The organism is Streptomyces sp. MK7, from assembly GCF_032658145.1.
Lineage (GTDB): Bacteria > Actinomycetota > Actinomycetes > Streptomycetales > Streptomycetaceae > Streptomyces > Streptomyces spiralis.
The window spans coordinates 1-16,633 of sequence record NZ_JAVACL010000017.1 but is presented as its reverse complement, the minus strand read 5'-3'; the positions used below and the strand labels follow the sequence as shown (position 1 = coordinate 16,633).

Annotated in this window: 13 protein-coding genes and 2 pseudogenes; 8 read left to right on the top strand and 7 right to left on the bottom strand. The window is 71.9% G+C overall.

What is annotated here, in order from left to right:
• Positions 1–13 precede the first annotated feature (13 nt).
• A complete protein-coding gene (locus R2S09_RS19795) occupies positions 14–1,036 on the top strand; it encodes a LacI family DNA-binding transcriptional regulator (RefSeq protein ID WP_316742389.1) in 1,023 nt (340 codons plus the stop codon).
• Positions 1,037–1,349: 313 nt separating this feature from the next.
• Complete coding sequence (locus R2S09_RS19790; RefSeq protein WP_316742387.1) at positions 1,350–2,474, top strand: GH12 family glycosyl hydrolase domain-containing protein; 1,125 nt, start codon at positions 1,350–1,352, stop codon at positions 2,472–2,474.
• A gap of 112 nt (positions 2,475–2,586) precedes the next feature.
• Here the strand turns inward: R2S09_RS19790 and R2S09_RS19785 are convergent.
• Positions 2,587–3,838: pseudogene (locus tag R2S09_RS19785) on the bottom strand (cellulose-binding domain-containing protein).
• Between the two features lie 113 nt (positions 3,839–3,951).
• On the bottom strand, positions 3,952–5,052 hold the full coding sequence (locus R2S09_RS19780) for a lytic polysaccharide monooxygenase (RefSeq protein ID WP_316742385.1): 1,101 nt from the start codon (positions 5,050–5,052) through the stop codon (positions 3,952–3,954).
• Positions 5,053–5,243: 191 nt separating this feature from the next.
• On the opposite strand from R2S09_RS19780, the pseudogene R2S09_RS19775 reads away from it, so the two are divergent.
• Positions 5,244–6,053 (top strand): annotated as a pseudogene (locus R2S09_RS19775) (MFS transporter); the annotation flags it as partial.
• Between the two features lie 337 nt (positions 6,054–6,390).
• On the opposite strand, the gene R2S09_RS19770 reads toward R2S09_RS19775, so the two are convergent.
• Positions 6,391–6,927, bottom strand: a complete 537-nt coding sequence (locus R2S09_RS19770) for an SRPBCC family protein (RefSeq protein WP_306189181.1) — start codon at positions 6,925–6,927, stop codon at positions 6,391–6,393.
• A 115-nt stretch (positions 6,928–7,042) separates the two neighbouring features.
• Between R2S09_RS19770 and R2S09_RS19765 the strand changes: the two genes are divergently transcribed.
• Complete coding sequence (locus R2S09_RS19765) at positions 7,043–8,494, top strand: WGR domain-containing protein (protein WP_316742383.1); 1,452 nt, start codon at positions 7,043–7,045, stop codon at positions 8,492–8,494.
• 11 nt (positions 8,495–8,505) lie between these two features.
• Here R2S09_RS19765 and R2S09_RS19760 read toward each other — a convergent pair whose 3' ends face one another.
• Entirely contained in the window at positions 8,506–9,720 is a 1,215-nt protein-coding gene (locus R2S09_RS19760; protein WP_316742381.1) for an MFS transporter, read from the bottom strand.
• A 68-nt stretch (positions 9,721–9,788) separates the two neighbouring features.
• Positions 9,789–11,267, bottom strand: a complete 1,479-nt coding sequence (locus R2S09_RS19755; RefSeq protein ID WP_316742380.1) for a glutamate-cysteine ligase family protein — start codon at positions 11,265–11,267, stop codon at positions 9,789–9,791.
• Positions 11,268–11,465: 198 nt separating this feature from the next.
• Between R2S09_RS19755 and R2S09_RS19750 the strand changes: the two genes are divergently transcribed.
• Positions 11,466–12,320, top strand: coding sequence for a DMT family transporter (locus R2S09_RS19750; protein WP_316742378.1), 855 nt, complete (start codon positions 11,466–11,468; stop codon positions 12,318–12,320).
• Positions 12,321–12,395: 75 nt separating this feature from the next.
• Complete coding sequence (locus R2S09_RS19745; protein WP_306189186.1) at positions 12,396–13,580, top strand: PP2C family protein-serine/threonine phosphatase; 1,185 nt, start codon at positions 12,396–12,398, stop codon at positions 13,578–13,580.
• Between the two features lie 36 nt (positions 13,581–13,616).
• On the opposite strand, the gene R2S09_RS19740 is transcribed toward R2S09_RS19745, so the two are convergent.
• The gene (locus tag R2S09_RS19740) at positions 13,617–14,099 is read right to left on the bottom strand and encodes a GNAT family N-acetyltransferase (protein WP_316742376.1); all 483 of its coding nucleotides are present in this window, start codon (positions 14,097–14,099) and stop codon (positions 13,617–13,619) included.
• 140 nt (positions 14,100–14,239) lie between these two features.
• Here R2S09_RS19740 and R2S09_RS19735 point away from each other — a divergent pair, with 140 nt between their 5' ends.
• On the top strand, positions 14,240–15,214 hold the full coding sequence (locus tag R2S09_RS19735; RefSeq protein ID WP_306189188.1) for a teichoic acid biosynthesis protein C: 975 nt from the start codon (positions 14,240–14,242) through the stop codon (positions 15,212–15,214).
• A 92-nt stretch (positions 15,215–15,306) separates the two neighbouring features.
• On the opposite strand, the gene R2S09_RS19730 is transcribed toward R2S09_RS19735, so the two are convergent.
• The gene (locus R2S09_RS19730; protein ID WP_316742374.1) at positions 15,307–16,113 is read right to left on the bottom strand and encodes an SAM-dependent methyltransferase; all 807 of its coding nucleotides are present in this window, start codon (positions 16,111–16,113) and stop codon (positions 15,307–15,309) included.
• 68 nt (positions 16,114–16,181) lie between these two features.
• Between R2S09_RS19730 and R2S09_RS19725 the strand changes: the two genes are divergently transcribed.
• Positions 16,182–16,595: a MarR family winged helix-turn-helix transcriptional regulator gene (locus tag R2S09_RS19725; protein WP_306189191.1), complete on the top strand. Its 414-nt coding sequence runs from the start codon at positions 16,182–16,184 to the stop codon at positions 16,593–16,595.
• Positions 16,596–16,633: the final 38 nt, after the last annotated feature.

Sequence of the window (16,633 nt, the reverse complement as noted above, 5' to 3'; positions counted from 1 at the left end):
GGGGTACGCGATCGTGGGGAAGCAGCGCTCCGGCACGCCGACGCTCGAGGAAGTGGCCGCGCTCGCCGGGGTGGGGCGGGGCACCGTCTCACGCGTCATCAACAATGCCGACGGGGTGAAGGACTCCACCCGCCGCGCCGTGGAACGGGCCATCACCGAACTCGGCTACGTCCCCAACCAGGCGGCCCGCTCCCTGGCGGCGCGCCGCGCGGACGCGGTGGCCCTGGCGATGACGGAGACGGACTGGCGGCAGTTCGGCGAGCCGTTCTTCTCCGAGATCGTCTGCGCCGTGAGCGACGCCCTGGCCGGCACCGACATCCAGTTGCTGCTCACCCTGGTGCGCACGGACGCCGAGCGGCGCCGCTTCGTCGAGTACGCGCGCGGCGGCCGCATCGACGGCGTGCTGCTCATGTCCGTCCGCGGCGGTGAGCCGCTGCCCGACATGCTCGCCGAACTGCGCCTGCCCACCGTCCTGCTGGGCCGCCGCTCGGGCGACGAGTGCCCCTCCTACGTCGACTCCGACAACGTCGGCGGTGCCCGCGACGCCGTGGACCACCTGCTGCGCAGCGGCAGGACCCACGTCGCCACCATCACCGGCCCCCTGGACATGTACGTCGCCCAGTGCCGGTTGCGCGGATACGAGGAGGCCATGCGCAGGGCCGGTCACGCGCACGGACCCTCGTGGATCGTCGAGGGCGACTTCAGCGAGGAGAGCGGGCGCCGGGCGACGGCCGAACTGCTCGGGCGCCATCCCGAGGTCGACGCGGTGTTCGCGGCATCGGACACCATGGCCGCCGGGGCCCTCAATGTGCTGCGCGCCGCGGGGCGCCGGGTGCCCGAGGACGTCGCCGTGATCGGCTTCGACGACTTCCTGCTGGCGCAGCACACCGATCCGCAGCTCACCACCGTGCGCCAGCCGGTCGAGGAGATCGGACGGGCCATGGTCCGGCTGCTCCTGGAGGCGCTGGAGGACTCCGGCCGTGCCTGGCGCCATGTCATCCTGCCGACACGGCTGATCCGCAGGGACTCGGCCTGAGACGTCCGGGGACACGCCGACCGTGAGTGATATGCCCGCTTTTCGGGAGCGCTCCAAAGGCGTTCGGCGTCTGATGTCATCGTCTTGCGCGTACTTCGAAACCGCGGACACCGCGATGACCAGGCGCTTCGACAGAAGTTCGATTCTGCCGCCTCCCGCCTTCTTGTCAGGGTCATGACTGAAGCCTACGCTCCTGGGAGCCGCCGATTGGGAGCGCTCCCATTCCGAAGCCCCCGGGAGCGCTCCCTTTCTCCGGGCCCCACGTACCCCACCCACCACCCCACACCCCAACACCCCACCGAAAGGACACCCGATGGGTCCGTCGACACTCCCTGTGCGCGGCGCGCGCGGGCTGCTCGCCGCGCTGCTCACCGCCCTCGCCGCGGTGGCCGCCCTGGTGACCGCGACCTCCGCGGCCCACGCCGACACCGAGATCTGTGACGCCTTCGGCTCCACCACCGTCCAGGGCCGCTACGTCGTCCAGAACAACCGCTGGGGCACCAGCGCCACCCAGTGCATCACGGCCACGAGCACCGGCCTGCGCATCACCCAGGCGGACGGCTCCGTGCCCACCAACGGGGCGCCGAAGTCGTACCCCTCCATCTACAACGGCTGCCACTACACCAACTGCTCGCCCGGAACCAACCTCCCGGCCAGGCTGAGCACCATCTCCGCCGCGCCCACCAGCATTTCGTACGGCTATGTCACCGACGCCGTCTACGACGCGGCCTACGACATCTGGCTCGACCCGACGCCCCGCACCGACGGTGTCAACCGCACCGAGATCATGGTGTGGTTCAACAAGGTCGGCTCCGTCCAGCCGGTGGGGTCCGCGGTCGGCACGGCCACCGTCGCCGGCCGCGGCTGGCAGGTCTGGTCCGGCAACAACGGCTCCAACGACGTGCTGTCCTTCGTCGCGCCCTCGGCCATCGGCAGCTGGTCGTTCGACGTGATGGACTTCGTGCGGCAGGCGATCAGCCGGGGACTGGCCGACTCCTCCTGGTACCTGACGAGTGTTCAGGCCGGCTTCGAGCCCTGGTCCAACGGCGCCGGGCTCGCGGTGAACTCGTTCTCCTCCTCGGTCACCGTCGGCGGCGGCTCGGGCGACCCGGGCACCCCGGCGTCCTGCAAGGTGGCGTACAAGACCAATGTCTGGCAGGGCGGCTACACCGCCGACGTGACCGTGACGAACACCGGGACGGCGCCGGTCGACGACTGGCGGCTCGGCTTCACGCTGCCCTCCGGCCAGAAGATCACCAACAGCTGGAACGCCACGGTGTCCCCGTCCTCCGGCGCGGTCACCGCGACGAGCCTCGGGTTCAACGCCCGGATCGCGGCCGGAGGCAGCCAGTCCTTCGGCTTCCAGGGCAGCTACACCGGGACGTTCGCCCAGCCCGACCGCTTCACCCTGAACGGCACCGCCTGCACCACCGCCTGAACCGGCGGCGCCGCCGATGCCGCGCCGTCGCCCTGGGACGACGCCCGTGCGGCGCCGTCCCAGGGCCTGCCGGACAGGCCCTGGCCCCTTGTGAGCAGGACCGTCCGAGCCCTCAGCAGGACAGGGGGGACGAGCCGAGCGCCACGTCGTCGTACCAGAGCGTGTCGTCGCCGGTGCCGTAGCTCTCCCAGCCCAGCCGCAGCGTGGCGGGGCGGGGTGCGGTGGTGCGGCTGAGCCACTGGGCGTCGACGTCCTGCGTGGGCGTGCCGTCCACGTGCAGTCCGGCGATCTGCGTGTCGTCCATCCAGGTGTCCATGTTCTGCCGGGTGGTGTCGACGGCGAACCGCAGACACACCCAGCGTCCGGTCGGCAGCGGGGCGCTGAGCGCCACGCCCGCCGGACTCTGCGCGGGCAGCGTGGCGTCGTCGGACTGGCGGTTCCACTGCAGGGCGCCGTTCTGGCCGCCCACCCTCAGGTCCCGGCCGCCGTCGCGGGCGTCGGCCATGGTGATCATGGTGACGTGCGCGGCGGGCAGCGACGTCGTGTGGCGCACCCACAGCCGGCCGTACACCACCGGGCCCACCGCCGAGACGTCCTTGGTGGTGGCCACGAAGGCGTGGTTGCAGTAACCGGCGGCCCCGTCCACCCGCACCGAGCGGCGTCCGGTGTGGGCCACCGACGTGTCGACCGCCACCTTGCCGGAGCCCTGGCAGTCCGGTGCGACGGTCGTCCAGGCGCCCGACGGCACGCTCCCGGTCTGGTCCTCGAAGCCGGAGCACACCGTCGCGTTGCCGCACTCGGGAGCGGGACCGCCGGACGGCGTGGGCGTGGGCGTGGCACTGGGCGTCGGGGTGGCACTGGAGGTGGGCGTGGTGCTGGGCGTCGGGTCGGGGCTGGGACCCGGCCCCGGGTCCGAACCGTCGCCGCACGGCGCCCCGTTGAAGGTGAAGCCGCCGGGAGCGGGATTGGCGCCGGACCATGTGCCCTGGAGACCGAAGGACGCCGAACCCCCGGTCGCCAGCGACCCGTTGTAGTCGAGACTGGTGGCGGTCACGGCCGTGCCCGTCTGGTCGACCCCGGGCGTTCCAGGCGGAGGTCACCCGCTGGCCGGCGTCGAACGTCCAGCCCAGCGTCCAGCTGCCCACCTGGGGACCGAGGTTGGTCACGGACACCTGGGCGGTGAAGCCACCGGACCACTGGTTCACCGTCCAGGACACCCGGCACGCTCCGTCCCCGTCGGCTCCCCGGGCGGCACTGAGCGGTCCGTAACCGGCCAGCCAGGCCAGCAGCGCGGACAACAGCGCGACGAGCGCCGCCGCCCGCGCCTGCCGTCTGCCCGGCGGTCGCGCCGTCCTCGAGACCATGGGTTCTCCTTCCGTGAGGTGGGTGGAAGTTCCTCGGTGCGGTGAAGCCGGGCGGCCGCCGGACGGCGCGCCGAAGCGGCCGGCCGGCGGCGCACCGAAGCGGCCCGTGGCGCCTACGGCGTGGCGCAGCCGACGGATCCGACCGGCATGTCGTTGCCGGTGGAGGTGGCGGTGAAGCCGAAGGTGACGCTGCCGTCGGCCGGTATGGTCCGGTTGTAGTCGACGCTTCTGACCGTGACCGTGCCGTCCGAGTTCTTCGTCAGCGCACCGTTCCACACACTGCCGATGGCGGTGCCCGCGCCCGGCTTCCAGCTCACGGACCAGCCGCTCAGCGGCGCGGTGCCGTGGTTCATCACCTCGACAGAGCCCTGGAAACCGCCGCTCCAGGAGTTGGTCACGGAGTACATGGCCATGCACGCGCCCGTGCCGGGATCGGTCGGCGTGGGCGTGGGGGTGGGCGTCGGGGTGGGGGTGGGGGTCGGTGTCGGGTTGCCGTCGCCCGAGCCGCGGATGCCGGTGACCTCGCCGTGACCGCCGTCGAAGACGATGTCGGAGCAGGAGAAGAAGTTCTCCTGGCTGTCCGAACGCACCCACTGGATGAACATCAGCGCGTCACCGGAGCGGCCCGAGGGCAGCTTCAGGTCCCAGTAGTAGTGCCCGCCGTCGGTGCCCGGCGAGCCCTGCTGCGGGGGGTTGGTGACCGTCTGGATCAGGTCCAGGTCGTCCCAGCCGAGCTCCGAGGTGGGGGACCAGCCGGGCTTGGTGACGTAGACCCGGAAGTCACCGGGGTGGGCCGCCCAGTTGCTGTACTGCACCTGCATCGAGGCCCCGGACGTCAGATGGGTGCGGGGCCAGTCCGACCGGGCGGCGTTGTAGGCGGAGAAGTCGTACGGCGAACGGTCGCCCGCGCTGCACAGCTTGCCGTCCGGCACATACCCGGGACCGCGGCCCCCGGCGTTGGAGTCCAGCACGGCGAACCAGTTGTACAGGGCGGTGGCTCCGCTCTGGTTCAGCGCGTCCCGGCAGGCCGGGTTGGTGGGGTCGAGCGCGCCGGTGCTCGTGACGGCGTCGAGGTGGCACAGATACGTGCGCGAGCCGGGCATCATCGCCACGCCGTGCGCCTGCGCGCTGCCCTGGCCCAGGAAGGTCAGGCCGAGCGCCGCGAGCAGGGTGGCCAGCGCCGCGGCCAAGGAATAGGTCTTGCGTCGCGTCACCGAGGGACTCCCTTCGGAAGGATTGACGGATGTGATCAGAACATGACAAGCACGGGAAAAGGTGGGAGCGCTCCCATCCTCACGGTAGCGAGAGCCGGGGCCGATGTAAACGCACCTGCGTCCGCACCGGTCTCCGCCGTGCCGAACGTCACTCTCGTCCTCTGTGCCGTTTGCTGGTGCCACGACGGAGCATGCGGTCTCATGCAGCCGTCCGCCGGCAGGAAGGAGCCGTCGTGGCGGAGCACGAGGACGGTCTTCGGGTGATCGACGCCGCCCCGGACGCCGTCAGGCGCCATCGCGCGCTGTTCCGCGTCGTGCAACGGCGCAGGAACCCCCGGCTGCGGCGCACCGACATCACCGTCACGGACGAGGCCGCCGTGAGGCGGGCGGTGAAGGCCGCCGCGCTCGGCAACGCCATGGAGTGGTTCGACTTCGGCGTCTACAGCTATCTCGCGGTCACCCTCGGGCATGTGTTCTTCCCGTCCGGGAACGACACCGTGCAGCTGCTGTCGTCGTTCGCGACCTTCGCGGTGTCCTTCCTGGTGCGCCCCGTGGGCGGCATGGTGTTCGGCCCGATGGGCGACAAGATCGGCCGCAAGCAGGTCCTGGCCCTCACCATGATCATGATGGCGATCGGCACGTTCGCCATCGGCCTGATCCCCTCGTACGCCACCATCGGCTTCTGGGCCCCGGCCCTGCTCATCCTCTTCCGGCTGGTGCAGGGCTTCTCCACGGGCGGCGAGTACGCAGGGGCGGCCACGTTCATCGCCGAGTACGCGCCCGACCGGCGCCGGGGCTTATTCGGGAGCTTCCTGGAACTCGGCACGCTGGCCGGGTACGTCGCCGCGGCCGGACTGGTGACGCTGCTGACCACATGGCTGGGCGGCGCCGGCATGGAGGCGTGGGGCTGGCGGGTGCCGTTCCTGGTGGGCGGCCCCATCGGACTGGTCGGCCTGTATCTGCGGCTGAGACTGGACGAGACGCCCGCCTTCCAGAAACTCGCTCTGATGCCCGCCTACTACGCCGTGATCGCGGCGCTCGTGGGGGTGATCTCCGTGGCGTGCATGAAGGAGACGGCGCGCCGCCCGCTGGACGGCTCCCCGCCCTCCGTGGCCACGCCGGAGGAGGCCGCGCGTGAGAGCCAGGCGCCGGTGCCCAGGTTCTGAGCCGGCCGGCCCGCACCCGGCCGTCCGGGGCCTGGTGGCGCCGCCCGGAGCACTCCGGCGGGCCGGCTTGGGGTGCTGGACGCCCTGGCACGCGTCTTCGACTGACGGACAGGCCGCATGGGGCACGCGGCGCTCGACGCACCGGCTGCCCGGCCGGTGCCCTCCCTCCGCGTCAGCGCCGTTGCCCTTCCTCGGCGAGCGACTTGACGCCGTGCAGGGTGGCCTCCATACCGGCACGCAGTTCCTTCAGCCGGAAGGCGATGATCTCCTCCTCCCGGTCCGGCCGGCGTTCGATGGCCAGAGTGACCCCGCTGCGGCCCGGCCCGACGAGGGCCGTCTGGCGCAGCCGCGTGCCGCCGCCCTCGGCCTGGAGTTCGTAGCGCCAGGACGCCATGGGTCTCGCCGGATCCAGGGTCGCCTCCCCGTAGCGGCCGTCCGCGTCGGTGACGGCCCAGGCGAACACCCGCGGTTCGTCGAACTCGACGACATGGGAGACGGTCCGCCACTCGCCGAGCATGGCGTGATGGTTGTAGCCCTCGAAGCGTGCCCCCGGCACGGGACGGTCCGCGCCGTCCAGCCAGGCGACGCGCTGCAGTTCCGGGCTGAGCCGGGCGGGCAGAGCGATGTCGGTCACCAGTTCCCAGACCCGCTCCACGGGCGCCCGCACGTGGACGTCGCAGCGCACACTCGGCCCGTCGGCAAAGAACATGTCATCCCCCTCGTCTCGGATTCGCCGGTCACCCATTGTCAGTGGCGCCTCCTATGGTTCGAGCACTGGGATCCGCCGGAGCGAGTGCGGATCCGTTCATGGGGAGGGGTCTGCCATGTCCACCGGGTCCACCGTGTCGACGACGTATCTGGAGTTGTCGCAGGAAGGCGGCGGCGCGCACAAGTTCTACGAAGTGACCGTCGAGGGCCAGGTGGTGACGGCGCGCTACGGGCGGATAGGCGCCGCCGGGCAGACGCAGACGACGACGTTCCCCACGGCGGAGAAGGCGCGGTCGGCCGCGGCGAAGAAGGTCGGTGAGAAGGTCCGCAAGGGGTACGCCCCGGCCGTTCCCGGGCAGCGCGCCCCGCGCCCGGTGACGCGCCGTCAGGTCGCCTCCGCCCCGTCCACCGCACGTGCCGTGGCGCCCGTGCTGTGGCGGTTCCGCACCGGCTCCGCGGCGTTCGGCATCCATGTCGACGACGAGCACTGCTGGGTCGGCAATCAGTCGGGCGACGTCTTCACCCTGGACCACGACGGCGGCGTCCTCGCCCGCTTCAGCCTGCCGGACGGCGTGAAGTGCCTGGTCGCGGACGACTTCTGGATCTACGCGGGCTGTGACGACGGCAAGGTCTACGACCTGTCCTCCAAGCTGCCGTTCGCGGCGTACGACATCGCCGCGGACGTCGACATCTTCTGGCTGGACATCCACGAGGGCATCCTCGACGTCTCGGACCGCGACGGCCGGCTCACCGTCATCGACCACGAGGACGAGCACCAGTGGTCCCGCCGCAGCCAGGGCGAGCACGCCTGGATGGTCCGCGCCGACGACCGCGCGGTCTACCACGGCCACCACCGGGGCGTGACGGCCTACGCGCCCGACGGCACCGGCGAGCTGTGGCACACCCCGACCCGGGGCGCCGTCCTGTTCGGCTGGCAGGAGGACGACACCCTGTACGCGGGGACCGCGCACCGCGTGGTCCAGCGGCTGTCGAAGTCGACCGGCGCGATCCAGGCCACCTATGCCTGTGACGGCGCGGTGTACTCGTGCGCCACCTCACCCGGCGGACGGTTCGTCTTCGCCGGTGACGCGGCGTCCTCCGTCTACTGCTTCGACCGGGACGGCACGCGCCTGTGGAAGCTCGCCACGGGCGGCGGCTCGGCGCTGTCGATGCAGTACCACGACGAGCGTCTCTACCTGGTCACCACGGACGGCTCGCTGGTGTGCGTCGACGCGAGCGAGGCCGCCGTCTCCGCCGCCCAGCAGGGCACGGTGCCGGTGGCACGGGACGTGAAGCTCGCCGCGGCCCTGCCGACCTACGCACCGGCGACGGCCGTGGCCGCGATGGCCACCGTCGCCCACGCTCCCGCCGGGGCGGTCGTCGTCGGATGCGTCCAGCAGGGCGGCCGCCTGCGCGTGCACGTGGTGTCCGACGGCTACGACTCCTCCTGGAACGTGCAGTTCCCGCGCGCCATACGCGAACCCGGAGCGCGCTACGTCGTGGACGCACTGCACCCGGCGGCGGGCGGTTTCTACCGGGTGCGCGGTGACATCCGGCGGCTGCTGTGATGCGACACTCCCTACGGCTCGTTGCCCCACCGCGCGCCGGCCCAGCAGACGCCCACGAACGCGGTGGTGGCGGCCAGGACCGCGTAGGCGACCGTGTAGGAACTCGCGGTGGCGAGGGCTCCGGCCGCGAGGGCTCCGAGCCCCGTCCCCGCGTCGAAACCGATGTTCCAGGCGACGCTGACCGAGGAACGCGCCGGTTCGCCCGCCGCGGCGAAGGAGTGAACCAGTGTCAGGTTCTGCAGGCCGCCGTACGCGATCCCCATGACGAGCATGCCCGTCACGACCAGGACCGGCCCGCCCGCACCCAGGCCGTGTGCCGTGCCCGCACCGATGACGGCGAGCCCGGCCGCGCCGGCCAGCAGCAGCGGCGCGATCGCCGGAGCCGCCCCCTTGCGGTCGGCTACGTGTCCGAACCTCCACCGGCACAGGGCCGCCGTCGCCGTGAACGCGAGAAGCGCCACGTAGACGGCGGTCGCGTCGGACAGCAGACTCGGGGTGAAGGTGACGATGGCGCCGCCGGCCGCGGTGATGGCGAGCAGCGCCGCGATCGGCCCGACCAGGACACGGCGGAGCCGGCCGGCATCCCGCCCTTCGGCCGGTGCCGCACCGGGGTCCTCGGCGCCGCGCAGCGCGTGGGCCACCCGTGGCGCCAGCGGCACCGCGAGCAACGGCACGGCGGCGCACGCGAACACCAGCCCGAAGCCGACACGTTCGGCGAGCCAGGGCGCGACCGGGACCAGCAGACACTGCGGGACCGCCACGGCCAGCCCGTAGGCGCCGACCGCGCGGCCGCGGCGCGCGGGCTCGACGAGCGCCGCCACTCCGGTCGCGCCGCACACCGTGAGGATCCCGAACCCGAGTCCCCGCACCGCCGCGAGGGCGACGACCACGCCCACCCGGTCGCTGAGGAAATGCCCGAGGGCGGGCAGTCCCAGCAGACACGCCCCGAGGGCGAGTGTCCAGGTCCAGCCGAGACGTCTGAGCACGCGTGCGACCAGCAGCTGGGCGACCACGGTGAAGAGCATCAGCACCGTGTTGACCAGCCCCGCGCCCAGTTCGTCCGACCCGCCGCGCTGCGTCCACAGGGGCGCGACCGGCAGCAGCAACGACAGGCCGGCGAAGCCCAGCGCCGCCGAGCCGAGCAGCGGCCCCATCCCCGGCGCCCGCCACACGGGTGAACGCACGCACTCCTGGTCGGCGCGGCCGTCGCCTCGTCCGTTCGACATCCCGCAGATGCTATTCGCCTGTGACGGCTCATGGGACGGCGCGACGATCTCGTCTCCGGGCGTGGCCGTCAGTCGACCGGCCAGGTGTGGACAGGGACGTTGAGGTGCATGTACTCCATGTACACCTGCGTCATCCGCCGCAGGGCCTCGTGCCGGCTCGCCCGGGCGGTGGCGTCGATGTGGTGAAACATCTCCTTCTGCCACGTCGCCCCGTTGCGGCCGGCGACGCACCGCTGCTCGATGATCCCGAGCAGCGGCTCCCGCCACGCCTCGTCCATGCCCGAGCGCTCCAGCCCGCGGTGCGCCAGCGGCAGCAGGCGCCGCAGCACGAGTTCGGCCGCCGGCACCTCGCCCATCCCCGGCCAGTACAGCCGTGCCTCGATGCCGTGCCGTGCCGCCGTGTGCAGGTTGTCCTCGGCGGCGGAGAAGGACATCCGCGACCACACCGGCCGCTCCTCCTCCACCAGGGCGCGGGTGAGCCCGTAGTAGAAGGCGCCGTTGGCGAGGGTGTCGGCGACGGTCGGGCCGGCGGGCAGCACCCGGTTCTCCACCCTCAGGTGCGGCTTGTCGTGGGCGATGGCGTAGACCGGGCGGTTCCAGCGGTAGATGGTGCCGTTGTGGAGGGTCAGTTCGGCCAGCTCGGGGATGTCGCCGCGGTCCAGCGTCTCCAGCGGTTCCTGCTCGTCGCACAGGGGCAGCAGCGCCGGGAAGTAGCGCAGATTCTCCTCGAACAGGTCGAAGACACTGTTGATCCACCGTTCCCCGAACCACACCCGCGGCCGTACCCCCTGCACCTTGATCTCCTGCGGCCGGGTGTCGGTGGCCTGCTCGAACAGCGGGATGCGGGTCTCGTGCCACAGTTCCTTGCCGAACAGGAACGGGGAGTTGGCCGCCAGCGCGACCTGGATCCCGGCGATCGCCTGCGCCGCGTTCCAGTACCCGGCGAACTCCTCCGGGGACACCTGGAGGTGGAACTGGGTGCTGGTGCACGCGGCCTCCGGGGTGATCGTGTCCGCGTAGGTCCGCAGCCGGTCGACGCCGTCCACGTCGATGCGCAGGTCCTCGCCCCGCGCGGCGAAGACCTGGTCGTTGAGCAGCCGGTAGCGCGGGTTCTCCGACAGCGCCGCCTCACCGACGTCCTCCTGGCGCAGCGTGGGCAGAATGCCGATCATGACCAGGTGTGCGCCGACCGATGCCGCGCGCCGCTCCGCGTGGTTCAGCGCGGCGCGGATCTCGGACTCCCAGGCGTCGGGCCCGCCCGCCGTCAGACGGCGGGGCGGAATGTTGATCTCGAGGTTGAACCTGCCCAGCTCGGTGGACCAGGCGGGGTCCGCGATCGCCTCCAGCACATCGCTGTTGCGCATCGCCGGTTCCGCCCCGTCGTCGCCCAGGTTCAGCTCGATCTCCAGTCCCACCTGGGGCCGCTCGGCCTCGAACCGTGACGCGCGCAGCATCTGCGCCAGGGTCTCCAGGCACTCCTGCATCTTGACCCGGTACCGGCGGCGGTCCTCGCGGGTGAAGACCAGCGCCGGGACGTCCCGTCCCATCGGCCCTCCCGGTTCCCCCTCCTCGGACACCTCTCCACCCAGCGTCCCACCGGCGGGCGGCCGGGACCACGCGGGACGGGCAAGCGTCGCACGGTGCGTCCGACGGTGGGTCCGATGGTGGGTCCAGGGGGTGCGGCGACAGGACGCGGCGGTCGTGTCGCCCGGGGACCGGCGGGCGGATCGGCCAAGGATGAGGGCATGGGAATCGTCCTGCCGACGCTGTTCGCACTGCTGGCCGCACTCAGCAACGCGCTCGCCACTGTGCTGCAGCGCAGGGCCGCGCTGACCGTGCCGGAGTCCCAGGGCTTCCGCCCCGGGCTGATTCTCGACCTGCTGCGCCGGCCCGTCTGGCTCGCCGGGGTGCTCACCGTGATCGTTGCAGGTGTGTGGCAGGCGGCCGCGCTGGCCACCGGCCCGCTCTCCCTGGTCCAGCCGCTGTTCGTGCTGGAGCTGCCGCTCACGCTGCTGCTGGCGTCGCTGTGGCAGCGCCGTCGGCCGTCCGGCGCGCTGCTGCTGAGGCTGTGCGCCGTCGTCGCCGGACTGGGGCTGGCACTGCTGGCCGCCGCGCCCGCCGGGAACCGCACCCATGTGTCCATCGACCGCTGGCTTCCCGTGCTGGCCGCCTGTGCCGGCGGGGCCGCCGTGCTGACAGCGGTGGGACTGCGCAGACCGCCGGGCAGGGCCCGCGCCGCCTGCATCGGCACGGCCACGGCGATCTGCTTCGCCCTCACGGCCGGCCTGATGAAGACGGCCGTGCACATCCTCACCGAGGACGGCCTCGCCGGGTTCCTCACCTCCTGGCAGACGTACGCCTTCGGCGCGAGCGGCGTCTGCGCCATGCTCCTGCTCGAGCACGCCATGCAGGGCGGGCCGCTGATCGCCTCCCAGCCCGCCCTCACCCTCGGCGACGCCTCGGTGAGTTTCCTGCTCGGCGTGCTGGTCTACGAGGAGCACGTACGGGCCGGCTGGTGGGTGCTGCCGCAGGTGCTGGGCATCGGACTGATCGTCGCGGGCGTGTTCGCACTGTCCAGGTCCGAGGCCGGGGCGCTGTAGGCGCGGCGGCCGGGAGCGGCTTGCGTCCCAAGGCCGCTGCTTTAGGGCCGGGGGGAGAGGGGCAGTGGGAAAGATGTGAAGTTCGAGCGAGGCCCGGCAGTGATGCGGCAGCCCCGGCACTGGCCGTCGAGCAAATTTCTGCTGCTGATCCCGATCGTCCTGATCGTGGTGATCACGATCGTGGACCAGCTGGTGCCGGCCGACATCCATCTCGGCCCCCTGCTGGTCATCGCGCCCGCGATCACCGCCTCGTTCGCCGGTTCCTGGGTGACCGGGGTGATCGGTTTCCTGGCCGTCGGCGCGCAGGCGTACATCGGCTGGCACTTCGGTGTGCTGTTCCAGCGCAACGTCCTGGTGCAGATCCTCGCCCTGGCGGTGCTGTCGGCCCTGACCGTCTTCTACTGCGTGATGCGCGAGCGCCGCCGGCGCCAGCTGGAGCGGGTGCGTGCCGTCGCCGAGGCGGCGCAGCACGTCCTGCTGTGGCCGCTGCCGGAGCGGATCGGCCCGTTGACGATCGCCTGTCTGTACCTCGCCGCCGAGGACGAGGCGCAGATCGGCGGTGATCTGTACGCCGCGACCGCCACCGGTGCCGGCGTACGGGTCATGATCGGCGACGTACGCGGCAAGGGCCTGTCCGCCATCGGAGAGGCCGCGCTCATCATCGGCGCCTTCCGGGAGGCCGCGCACCAGCACGCGACCCTGCCCGGCCTGGCGGTCGCCCTGGAGCAGAGCGTGGCCCGCAATCTGCCCCATCTCGCGCCCGCCGAGTACCCGGGGGAGCGGTTCGCCACCGTGCTGCTGGCGGAGATCCCGGACGACGACAACACCACGCGGGTCCTCAGCTGCGGCCATCCTCCGCCGCTGCTGCTGAGCTCCGCCGGCGCCGACACGGTCCCGGTGCACCCCGCGGCCCCGCTCGGGATGCAGGCGCTGCACCCCACGGAATACACCCTGGACGTGTTCTCCTTCGAACCCGGGGACACGCTCCTGCTCTACACCGACGGCGTCGTCGAGGCCCGCAACGCGGTCGGCGAGTTCTTCCCGCTCGCGGAGCGGGCCGCGCCGTGGGGCGGCAGCAGTCCCGAGGAACTCCTGCACCGCATCCGCCGTGAACTTCTCGCCCATGTCGGCGGACGCCTCAACGACGACGCCGCGCTCATCGCGCTGTGCCGCGCCCCGGAGGCCTCCCGGGAGCCCCGGAACCGTCTGGGCATCCACGCGCCCCTGTTCGGGCAGGGCACCGGAACCGCCCTTCCCTGAGCCGCCGCCTCCCCGAGCCGCCGTCGCTCTGAGCCGTCAGCGGAGTGCGCCGATGTGCCACGTCGCCTCCAGGGAGGCCTGCTGCCACTGCCACTGGAGCCCGCCGGCGGGGAGGTGCCGCAGGAGCCGTCTGGCCCGGCCGTTGCCGGCCTCCACCGAGAAGCCGACGACGGCGATACCGGTGCTTCGGGCGCAGGCCGGAACGGCGTCGAGCAGCCGGGTGCCGATGCCCCGGCCCTGCCGCTCGTCCTCCACGAGCAGCGCCATCTCGGCCTGTGCCGCACCGGGGGTGCGCCGGACGAGTTCCAGGCATCCGACGGTCCTGTGCCGCTCGGCGGCCACCAGGACCGTGCCGTCCCCGTGGAGCACGGTGTCCCGCAGCTCGCGCAGGAGGTCGTCGCGCTGGGTGCCTCCGTGCATGCGGTCGCGAATGCTCTCGGCCGAGCACCGCAGGACCATCCGGCCCAGCCCGTCGAGATCGCCGGGCCCGGCGCGCCGCACACACACGGCAGGAGGCATGGGGAGCACCTCTCGTTATGACCACCGTCATAGGCCAGGCTCCTCCATGACGGTCGTCATAGTCAAGTGGAGGTGGAAACCGCGCCGTCGCGCGCCGGTAGGGTCATGGAGATCCATTCCTGTCCCCACATAGGAGTGCCATGGAACTCAACTCCCGTACGTCCCCCGGCCGTCGGGCACTGCTGCGCACCGGCGCCGGCGCCGGGCTCGCCGCGCTCGGGCTCGGGTACGGCGCCCGGGGCGCGTCCGCTTCCGTGAGCACGACCCTGCGGTTCGACCTGTCGCGGCCGTCCTACGACCTGTTCCGCGACAAGGTGCTGCACAGCAAGCGCGTCCAGCAGAGCTTCGCCTTCGACTCGGTCAACAAGCGGCTGTTCGTCGCCGCCAAGCGGGCCGGCAGCGCGGAGTCGGCCGGGGACCTGTGCATCAGCCACCTGGACTTCCACGGCAACTACGTCTCGTACATGCACCTCAACGGCTTCGGGCACGGCGTCGCGTTCGGTGTCCAGGCGAGCGGCGGCACCAGCTATCTGTGGATCGAGTGCGAGGCCAACGGGAACGGCTACGGCACCAAGCTCACCTGCGTCAAGTACAGCGCCGGCACCACCCTCGACGCCTCCTCGACCAGCATCGGCAAGTTCCAGCCGATATCCGGCGCCACGCAGTACACCTGCTCCGTCGACCCGGTCTACCACCGCATGATCGTCCGCTACCACAAGGACGGCGCCAAGCACATCGCCGTCTACAACACCTCCGACGCCTTCCGGGCCGACTTCAGCAATCCGGTGGCCAGGTTCACCCCGCCGGCCATCTCCGGCACGGCGCAGGGCTACACGCTCTACGGCTCGTGCATGTACTACCTGACGGGCAACGCCTACTCGTCCTCCAACCCCGCGCCCGGGAACACCTACCTGACGAGCATCAACGTCAACACCGGTGCCGTCGCGCAGGGTCCGACGCTCACGAAGGCGGGTTCCACGCTGGTCTACCGGGAGCCCGAGGGCCTCGCCATCTACCGCACCGACGCCGGTGAGTCCCGCCTCTTCCTCGGCTTCGCCTCCGGTGAGCAGGGCGACCGCCGCTCGAGCATCTTCTACAAGAACGCCCTCGTCTGACGGGTACGAGCGCTACGAACACGTACGAGCACGCGGGAGCGCGTACGAGAAGGCGCCGGGCCGGCATCGACACGCCGGTCCGGCGCGGCGGTTCAGGACGCGGTGCGCTCGGCGCTGACGAATCCGGCCGAGGTCGACGTCGGGACCTGCCGGCCGTAGCCGGCGGCCACGCCGCCGAGGTCGCTGACCCGTACGGACCAGCCGTGCCCGGCGAGCCATTCATGGGTGCCGGGACCGAGCCCGCCCTTCCACAGGCCGGTGATGTGCGTCAGGTTCGTGTCCGGGGGAGTGGCGGTCACGTCCCGGCCCCGTTCCAGGAAGAGCCGGCTTCCCGGCGCGGACAGGCGGCCCACGTCCGACAGCAGCCGCGCGGCCTCCTGGGCCGTGAGGTAGACGAGGAGTCCCTCGGCGAGCCATGCCGTGGGCCGCGCCGGGTCGAAGCCGACCCGGCGCAGCTGCTCCGGCCAGTCGTCGTGCAGCAGGTCCGCGGCCAGGGCGGTGCGGTCGCAGCGGGCCGTGGCGCCCTGCTGGGTGAGAACCCGCTCCTTGAACGCCAGCACCGGTGCCATGTCCAGTTCGAACAGGCGGGTTCCGGGCGGCCAGTCGAGCCGGTAGGCGCGGGCGTCCAGTCCGGCCGCGAGCAGGACGACCTGGGCGCAGCCCGCCTCGAGGAGCCGGTCGTCGTAGAAGCGGGTGCGGATGATCCCCTGGAAGACGAGTCGCCGGGCGAAGCCTTCGGTGGGGCCGGCGGAGGGCATCGGCATGTCGGACGCATCGACGAAGGCCGCGGCGTACGGGTCCTGGAAGAGCGGGTCGGGACGGGCGCTCTCGTAGGCCCGCACCAGCGCGACGGCGAGGGCGGTGCGGGAGACCGCGCTCAGGGGTTCCGGAGTCGTCATGCCGGTGGAAACTACATCTGCACAGATACATCTGTAAAGATCTATCTGTGCAGATGCATAATGTGGGGATGGACGGTGTACGGCTGCTCAGACTGGGCAAGCGCCTGGCGGAACTCGGGCGGGATGTGGTGGCGGACCCGTCCTCCGGCACGCTCACACCCGGCGAGATCGCCGTGATCGCCGACGTGTTCAAGCACCCCGGAAGCTCGGTGCAGGACATCCGTGTCCGGACCGGATTCGTCCAGAGCCATGTCTCGACCTCGGTCCAGCGCCTGAGGGAACGCGGTCTTCTGCGGGCCACCCCGGATCCCGCCGACGGCCGCCGCACCCTGCTCGACCTGACCGAGCGGGCGCGCCGCGCGGTGCGCGAACGCGCCACCCGGCCCGCCGAGCAGGCCATCTCCGCCGTGCTTCCCGACCCGGCGCAGGCCCGCCGGGTCGTCGAACTCCTCGACGAGCTCGCCGAGCACCTTCTCCCCTGACCGCGCACCGCGCACCGCGCACCGCGCACCGCGCACCG

Bases quoted from the DNA above. Each gene is read 5' to 3' on its own strand.
- R2S09_RS19760 (WP_316742381.1), bottom strand. From the start codon at position 9,720: ATGTCGAACGGACGAGGCGACGGCCGCGCCGACCAGGAGTGCGTGCGT.
- R2S09_RS19730 (WP_316742374.1), bottom strand. From the start codon at position 16,113: ATGACGACTCCGGAACCCCTGAGCGCGGTCTCCCGCACCGCCCTCGCC.
- R2S09_RS19765 (WP_316742383.1), top strand. From the start codon at position 7,043: ATGTCCACCGGGTCCACCGTGTCGACGACGTATCTGGAGTTGTCGCAG.
- R2S09_RS19770 (WP_306189181.1), bottom strand. From the start codon at position 6,927: ATGTTCTTTGCCGACGGGCCGAGTGTGCGCTGCGACGTCCACGTGCGG.
- R2S09_RS19755 (WP_316742380.1), bottom strand. From the start codon at position 11,267: ATGGGACGGGACGTCCCGGCGCTGGTCTTCACCCGCGAGGACCGCCGC.
- R2S09_RS19735 (WP_306189188.1), top strand. From the start codon at position 14,240: ATGGAACTCAACTCCCGTACGTCCCCCGGCCGTCGGGCACTGCTGCGC.
- R2S09_RS19750 (WP_316742378.1), top strand. From the start codon at position 11,466: ATGGGAATCGTCCTGCCGACGCTGTTCGCACTGCTGGCCGCACTCAGC.
- R2S09_RS19725 (WP_306189191.1), top strand. From the start codon at position 16,182: ATGGACGGTGTACGGCTGCTCAGACTGGGCAAGCGCCTGGCGGAACTC.
- R2S09_RS19790 (WP_316742387.1), top strand. From the start codon at position 1,350: ATGGGTCCGTCGACACTCCCTGTGCGCGGCGCGCGCGGGCTGCTCGCC.
- R2S09_RS19740 (WP_316742376.1), bottom strand. From the start codon at position 14,099: ATGCCTCCTGCCGTGTGTGTGCGGCGCGCCGGGCCCGGCGATCTCGAC.